5 protein-coding genes are annotated in these 5,436 nt (G+C 45.7%); all 5 read right to left on the bottom strand.

Annotated features, from left to right (window positions below):
• Positions 1-106: 106 nt before the first annotated feature.
• The 5 genes from KEM09_RS21640 to KEM09_RS21620 all read right to left on the bottom strand — a co-directional run bounded on the left by KEM09_RS21640 (position 107) and on the right by KEM09_RS21620 (position 4,773).
• Complete coding sequence (locus KEM09_RS21640) at positions 107-1,306, bottom strand: hypothetical protein (RefSeq protein ID WP_212232007.1); 1,200 nt, start codon at positions 1,304-1,306, stop codon at positions 107-109.
• 390 nt (positions 1,307-1,696) lie between these two features.
• Positions 1,697-2,329 carry a DUF6266 family protein gene (locus KEM09_RS21635; protein WP_212232005.1) on the bottom strand — a complete coding sequence of 211 codons (633 nt, stop codon included), beginning with the start codon at positions 2,327-2,329 and terminating at the stop codon, positions 1,697-1,699.
• Between the two features lie 4 nt (positions 2,330-2,333).
• A complete protein-coding gene (locus tag KEM09_RS21630) occupies positions 2,334-2,588 on the bottom strand; it encodes a hypothetical protein (RefSeq protein WP_212232003.1) in 255 nt (84 codons plus the stop codon).
• Positions 2,589-4,031: 1,443 nt separating this feature from the next.
• Positions 4,032-4,346, bottom strand: a complete 315-nt coding sequence (locus KEM09_RS21625; protein WP_212232001.1) for a nucleotidyltransferase domain-containing protein — start codon at positions 4,344-4,346, stop codon at positions 4,032-4,034.
• Entirely contained in the window at positions 4,339-4,773 is a 435-nt protein-coding gene (locus KEM09_RS21620) for a nucleotidyltransferase substrate binding protein (RefSeq protein ID WP_212232000.1), read from the bottom strand. The genes KEM09_RS21625 and KEM09_RS21620 overlap by 8 nt, the downstream gene beginning before the upstream one ends.
• Positions 4,774-5,436 lie beyond the last annotated feature (663 nt).

Below are 5,436 nucleotides of genomic sequence, written 5' to 3'. Positions count from 1 at the left end.
TTTAGAAGGTTAGCTAAAGTACTCCCTAATATGCTAGTTTGCTAAAAGGCCATCAGGCCGCTCTATCGAGCTATTATGTTCCAAGGAGGAAGTCCGTTCCAATCTGCTAATGCACCTGCTCCAAATCAATGTCGCCGCTGTTTAGTTTTTTCAGGTAAGTCAATAAGCTGCTCTCACTCAAATAGCCGTCGCTACGTACTTTTTTTACTCGACCAAGCGATGCAATAAAGCGGGCAAAGGTACTTAAGTCACAAGCGCCGTTAATCAGCAATTGGCCTTTACTGATCAAGGGGTGCAAGAGGCGCAGTAAGGTGATGGGGTGCCCAATCCAATCGATTTGATACTGGCACAACTGACGGCAGTCGTCTTTTGTCTGATCCGACTGTAATGCTTTACAGGTCTGTATAATGCGTTTGTACAAGCGGTAGGATGGGGTCAGCTGTATCAGCTCACTGTTGTGTGCGGCCATAAACTGCTTTTTGGCCTGCTTCCAGTAATCTAGCTCGTCCTTATAATACTTAGCTGACTGGTATTTGCGCAGTAATAGTACATAGTCCTCCACAAAAAATGAATGACTCTCTGAACGCAACAGGCATGCGTGGATAATATCCCGTAAGGTTTCCCAACGGTGATGTTGCCGGAACCGTATCAGATACCGGTTAAGGTCTTTGATATCCTGCAGCAGCAGGTATTCATAGTTGCGATTCTCCGGACAGGCCGTTAAGGGTTCCCAGGTGTCACGCACCAATTGAATCAGGCAAGCCGGCAATGAACCATTTTTGATGAGCTTGTGCAGCTGGTGATCCTCGCGCAGTAAACAAGGTGTTTGCTGATGCAGTAACTGACGCAGCCAATCACCATCCGGCAGGTATTTGGAGAAAACAGTGAGCAACCAGCTATTTGAGTGTTTCACCCGGTGGTATAAAGCCATGGATGAGGGTTGCTGATCGCTTTCCAGAAACCCCTGAAAAAGGATGGTGGCTTGTTGCAATAAGCTGCATATCATCAGGTAAATCAGTAAATCGTGTACAAAACAACTCATGCGATCAGCTTCTTTGGTGGCTGGCTTGCACCAGGGGTCCTCGTCCAGCAGTAGCTTCAGCTTTTGTAAGCTGCGGTATTTATGATATACATAGCTCCAGTTAATGCTTGCTTCCTCCAACTGCTGCAGGCACTGAAACAGTTCTTCCGAAAACTCTTCTTGCAGCTGCAGCACCGGCACCACCTCAAGTTGACTGATATCCTGCCAGTTGGATTTTTTGCGTTCTAATAGCGGGATGGCTAAACGGTATAATTGATAAAGCATGGTGTTTAGGTTAAGTTTGTTTACTATAATGTATAACAATTTAATAGTAATTGCAAATAAGGGGCATTAAAACAGGGATTACGTGATAGGGTATTAGGGAATAGGACGCTGCGCTCTTTACATGTTATCAGCGCTTCGCTTTAGCTTATTAGCGACGGCTTGGCTTTAGCAAAATAACACGTTAGTAACGCTGCGCTTTTAGCTTTTTAGCAACGCCTTCGGCTCTTAGCAGATTGGCAACGCTTCGTTTTTAGCAATTAGGCTATTCTACTAAAAAAAGGCCGTCAGGCCGCTCTAACGCGCTAATAAGGGCAAAGCCCGTTCTAATCTGCTACGTTCTACTACACTAAAAAGGAGCGCTGCCGCAGCAGCGACTCCACAGATTATCTATCACAGACTTACCTCACCAACATAATAGCTGTTGCTGACACTGTTGCCATTGACAGCCAGGAATGCCAGATAGGTATGCAGCACCGTACCTGTTTGGGCATCGGGTATTGCCAGTGTGGCCTGCCCATCGTTTCGGACAGCTTCCCCAATGGAGTAAGACGGATAGATGCCGTCACCAATGGCCAGGAGCAATACCTGGTTATCTCCATAGTCTTTGAGGATGGCCGCCCCGTCGCGCCAGGTAAAAGTCAGGGTTTGATCCTGCAATTGCACCGCCGGGTGCTGAGGGCCGGGCAGTAGACCTTTGGCCATCTCCAGACTGGCATAATTGATGCGGTAGTCGGGGTATTCGCCCTCCACCACTTTTTTTAGCACATGTGCCAGCGCTGCATTAAGTGGTGATTGCTGGCTGGCCTGGTTGCGATAGCCCACCCGCACCACCGGGTGAATCGGTTGCAGAAAGCTTACCGCATAGGCAAAGCGGGCTCGCTGCATCAACTGTTTCTCGGTAGGGGTGTAGTTACGGCGCTCGGAGAGGGAACGCATATAGCTAATGCCTCGCCAGTTGCCTCCAACAATGTTTCCGACCTTGCCGGAAAATCCACCCATGATGCCTTTAATAAATCGTCCCATGGTATTAGTTTTTTATGGTTTGACTTTTGCTTACTTGTTTCCTGCGCCTGGTTGGCGTCTTACGCTTTTGACGATCCTGCCGTTGCCGGATGACCCGCGTCACCACCGTCGATAAACCACCCACCAACAGGGTGATCAGCGCTTTCACCACCAGCACTTCCGGTTCCGATTCAGTGGGCAGCAAGGCTTCGCTATTGGTCACCTCCAGTATGCCCAGGGTGCCACAGGCTCCCAGCATAAAATTTCTCAGTTCTAACATAACTTTGTGTTTTAAGTGAATGACTACCCTTGGCAGTCGGACTGTTTTAAAATCCGGCCGGATGTAGCAACAAACTTAAAACGCGTTGTTGAGATGGGAAATAACGGTAATATTACCGTGAACGCAACACTTGTAAGAGGCAGTTAATCTGGATGTAAGACATTTTTCATCTATCATAATAGTGAGGTTTTGGTCAAAAATGACAGTATGCCAGGTATTTTAGTGGCAATTTCATCAACAAGCGGGCATTTTTTGGTGAAAACCAACCTTGTTAAGGGTAATTCCTCTGTTTATTGGGTGTTTTAGGTACTTGCTTCGATAGCGCTTCGAAGGTGCTTCGGGTTTGCTTCGGCTACGCGCGTTGGCGAATAGGGTACGAAGCGGGTACGAAGATGAATCAAAGGCGTTGCGAGGAAGCATCGAAGAGAGATGATTAAGATGACCGAAGAAGGAAGAGAAATAGAAAGGATTAGAAAGCGGTGAGATAGGAGAAGTGAGAGTTGTGGATTTAGGGTTATGAGTTTGGTTGCTGGTTGCTTGTTACAGGTTTTGGGTTGCTGGTTTTAGGTGTTTTTGGGAGCAGAAGAGTATAGATAAGAGTGAGAGATGAGAATGAGTGCTTATTGGATTAGAAAGAGGTGAGGGTTGAGTTTTAGGTGTTTGCACCGCATGGTTGTAGCTTATTAGCGACGCTTCGCTGTAGCTCGTTAGAATTGCTCTGCTCTTAGCAAAAAACTTATTAAAGCGGTAGTTGAACAGTCCCTTTAATCTAATTGATTTTAACAAAGGTAAATATAGGCTCATCTTCCCCAAGGGGAAGTCCGCGAAGCGGGATGGGGGATTGGCAGTGCATTCAATCTTTTGAACTATAAATTTTTACCGCAGAGTGATATGAGGAAACAGAGATTGACTTTTACATTTTTAGTAGCTGCCAATTGCAGGCTGCAGGCCTGCCACATAAATAGCCCGGGGTAAGCGCAGCGACACCCCGGGACACACCATGTGAATTAAAACCGGTGCAAGCGTGCATTAAATAATGAAGGATGTAATTTGCACCGGATTATCCACCTATTTAATGCTCCCTCATCTAGCTCAGGCGGAAGTTCTCATGGACATGTCTCAATTAACAGCTCATAAGGTAATATGGAAGCTGCCAATAGCAGGCCGTAGGCCTGCCACAATAATAACCCGGGGTAAACGCAGTGCCACCCCGGGATACACCAACCCAATCAGAACCGGTGCAACCGAGCATTAATAAATGCAGGATGTGATTTGTACCGGAATAACCCATTATATTTTATACCCCCTCATTCGCCTCAGGCGGAAGCTCCCCCAGGGGCGCATATTAGCACGTTAGCAGCGCCGTGCTCCAATTCTCTAATGTGCTAAAAGGACGAAGTCCGCTCTAACGCGCGAATAAGGACAGTTTGTTGGTAGTTTTATTTACAACTCATACAGTTGGATGCCTACTCGTTGAATATGCTCCTTTAAGGCCTCTTCATTAATACGCTCATAGATAATTAGATCAAATTTATACGGAAGGTTTAATTCCTCTAAATCTATGGATACATCCAAAACATCCTTCAAAGACAAGTTGGCACCAAGCAGGCTTATGTCGATATCAGAACCACTCGAATACGTACCCAGTGCCCTGGATCCAAATAAAACAGCATTCTGAATTTTAGGATTTGAGCGTAACACATTAACGATGCTAAAAACATCTTGCCGGCTCAATCCGGTACTTGCCAGCTTACTCATCAAGCACAGTGGTTTGGGGATTAAGCAGCTCTTTATCCAAACGCTGCTTCAAATATTTTAGAAGAGCTACATATTCTGACCGGATGGCCTCAATAATTTCAGTGGCGGTAGCTTCATCATAGGTATGAGATGCCAGGTTTCTGCTTTTATGCATTCGTAACCACCCTTTACCATCCTTTATATAACCATCCTGAAAGCTTTGTTCAATCACTGGCTTAGGTCCGGCAATGTCTTCATAACCTTTGTGCCTGAGTAAATCCTGAAGGGTTTTCCATGCTAGTTCATAGGTGTATTCAAAGGCTTTGATAAGTCCCTGTTCCTCCAATTCATTTAGTTGATTGTGCTGGATAAATTTTGTTAATTGACCAAATGCCTTGTTAAAATTAGCAAACCGTTGCTGCCAACGAATGTCCTTTAGTTCGTCCATGCTTTTCGACTTAGTATATCACAAATATAGCCAGTATTTTTGTTTTCGCATATTAGCAGCGCTGCACTTTAGCAGGTTAGCAACGCCTTCGGATTTAGCAAAAAAGTTCATTAGCATTTAGCGGGATGAGGCATTTAAGCTAATAATTTGAATCAAAATCAGATATATGTCATCTTCCCCATGGGGAAGTACACGGAGCGGGATTGGGTTATAGGTTATAGGTGTTAGGGCTTAGGGAATAGGACGCTTTGCTGAAGCAAGAGAGCTCGTTAGCAGCGATGGAGTGATTTCTTTAGCAGTTTCTGAAAACTACGCATTGCAGGCTGTAGGCCTGCCACACAAATAGCCCGGGGTAAGCGCAGCGACACCCTGGGATACGAAACAAAATTAAAAACCGGTGCAAGCAATCATTAAATAATGTAGGATGTAATTTGCACCGGATTATCCACCTGTTTAATGCTCCCTCATCTAGCTCAGGCGGAAGTTCTCATGGACATGTCTCAATTAACAGCTCATAAGATAATATGGAAGCTGCCAATAGCAGGCCGTAGGTCTGCAACAATAATATCCCCGGGTAAACGCAGTGCCACCCGGGGATACACCAACCCAATCAGAACCGGTGCAACCGAGCATTAATAAATGCAGGATATGATTTGCACCGGA

It is taken from the genome of Carboxylicivirga mesophila (genome assembly GCF_018271975.1).
Taxonomy (GTDB): Bacteria; Bacteroidota; Bacteroidia; order Bacteroidales; family Marinilabiliaceae; genus Carboxylicivirga; species Carboxylicivirga mesophila.
Note: the sequence above shows the minus strand (reverse complement) of the source record. Positions and strands in the feature narration are given on the sequence as shown.

Excerpts from the sequence above, each read along its gene's own strand:
- KEM09_RS21640 (WP_212232007.1), bottom strand. The coding sequence starts at position 1,306 with ATGCTTTATCAATTATACCGTTTAGCCATCCCGCTATTAGAACGCAAA.
- KEM09_RS21635 (WP_212232005.1), bottom strand. The coding sequence starts at position 2,329 with ATGGGACGATTTATTAAAGGCATCATGGGTGGATTTTCCGGCAAGGTC.
- KEM09_RS21630 (WP_212232003.1), bottom strand. The coding sequence starts at position 2,588 with ATGTTAGAACTGAGAAATTTTATGCTGGGAGCCTGTGGCACCCTGGGC.
- KEM09_RS21625 (WP_212232001.1), bottom strand. The coding sequence starts at position 4,346 with ATGAGTAAGCTGGCAAGTACCGGATTGAGCCGGCAAGATGTTTTTAGC.
- KEM09_RS21620 (WP_212232000.1), bottom strand. The coding sequence starts at position 4,773 with ATGGACGAACTAAAGGACATTCGTTGGCAGCAACGGTTTGCTAATTTT.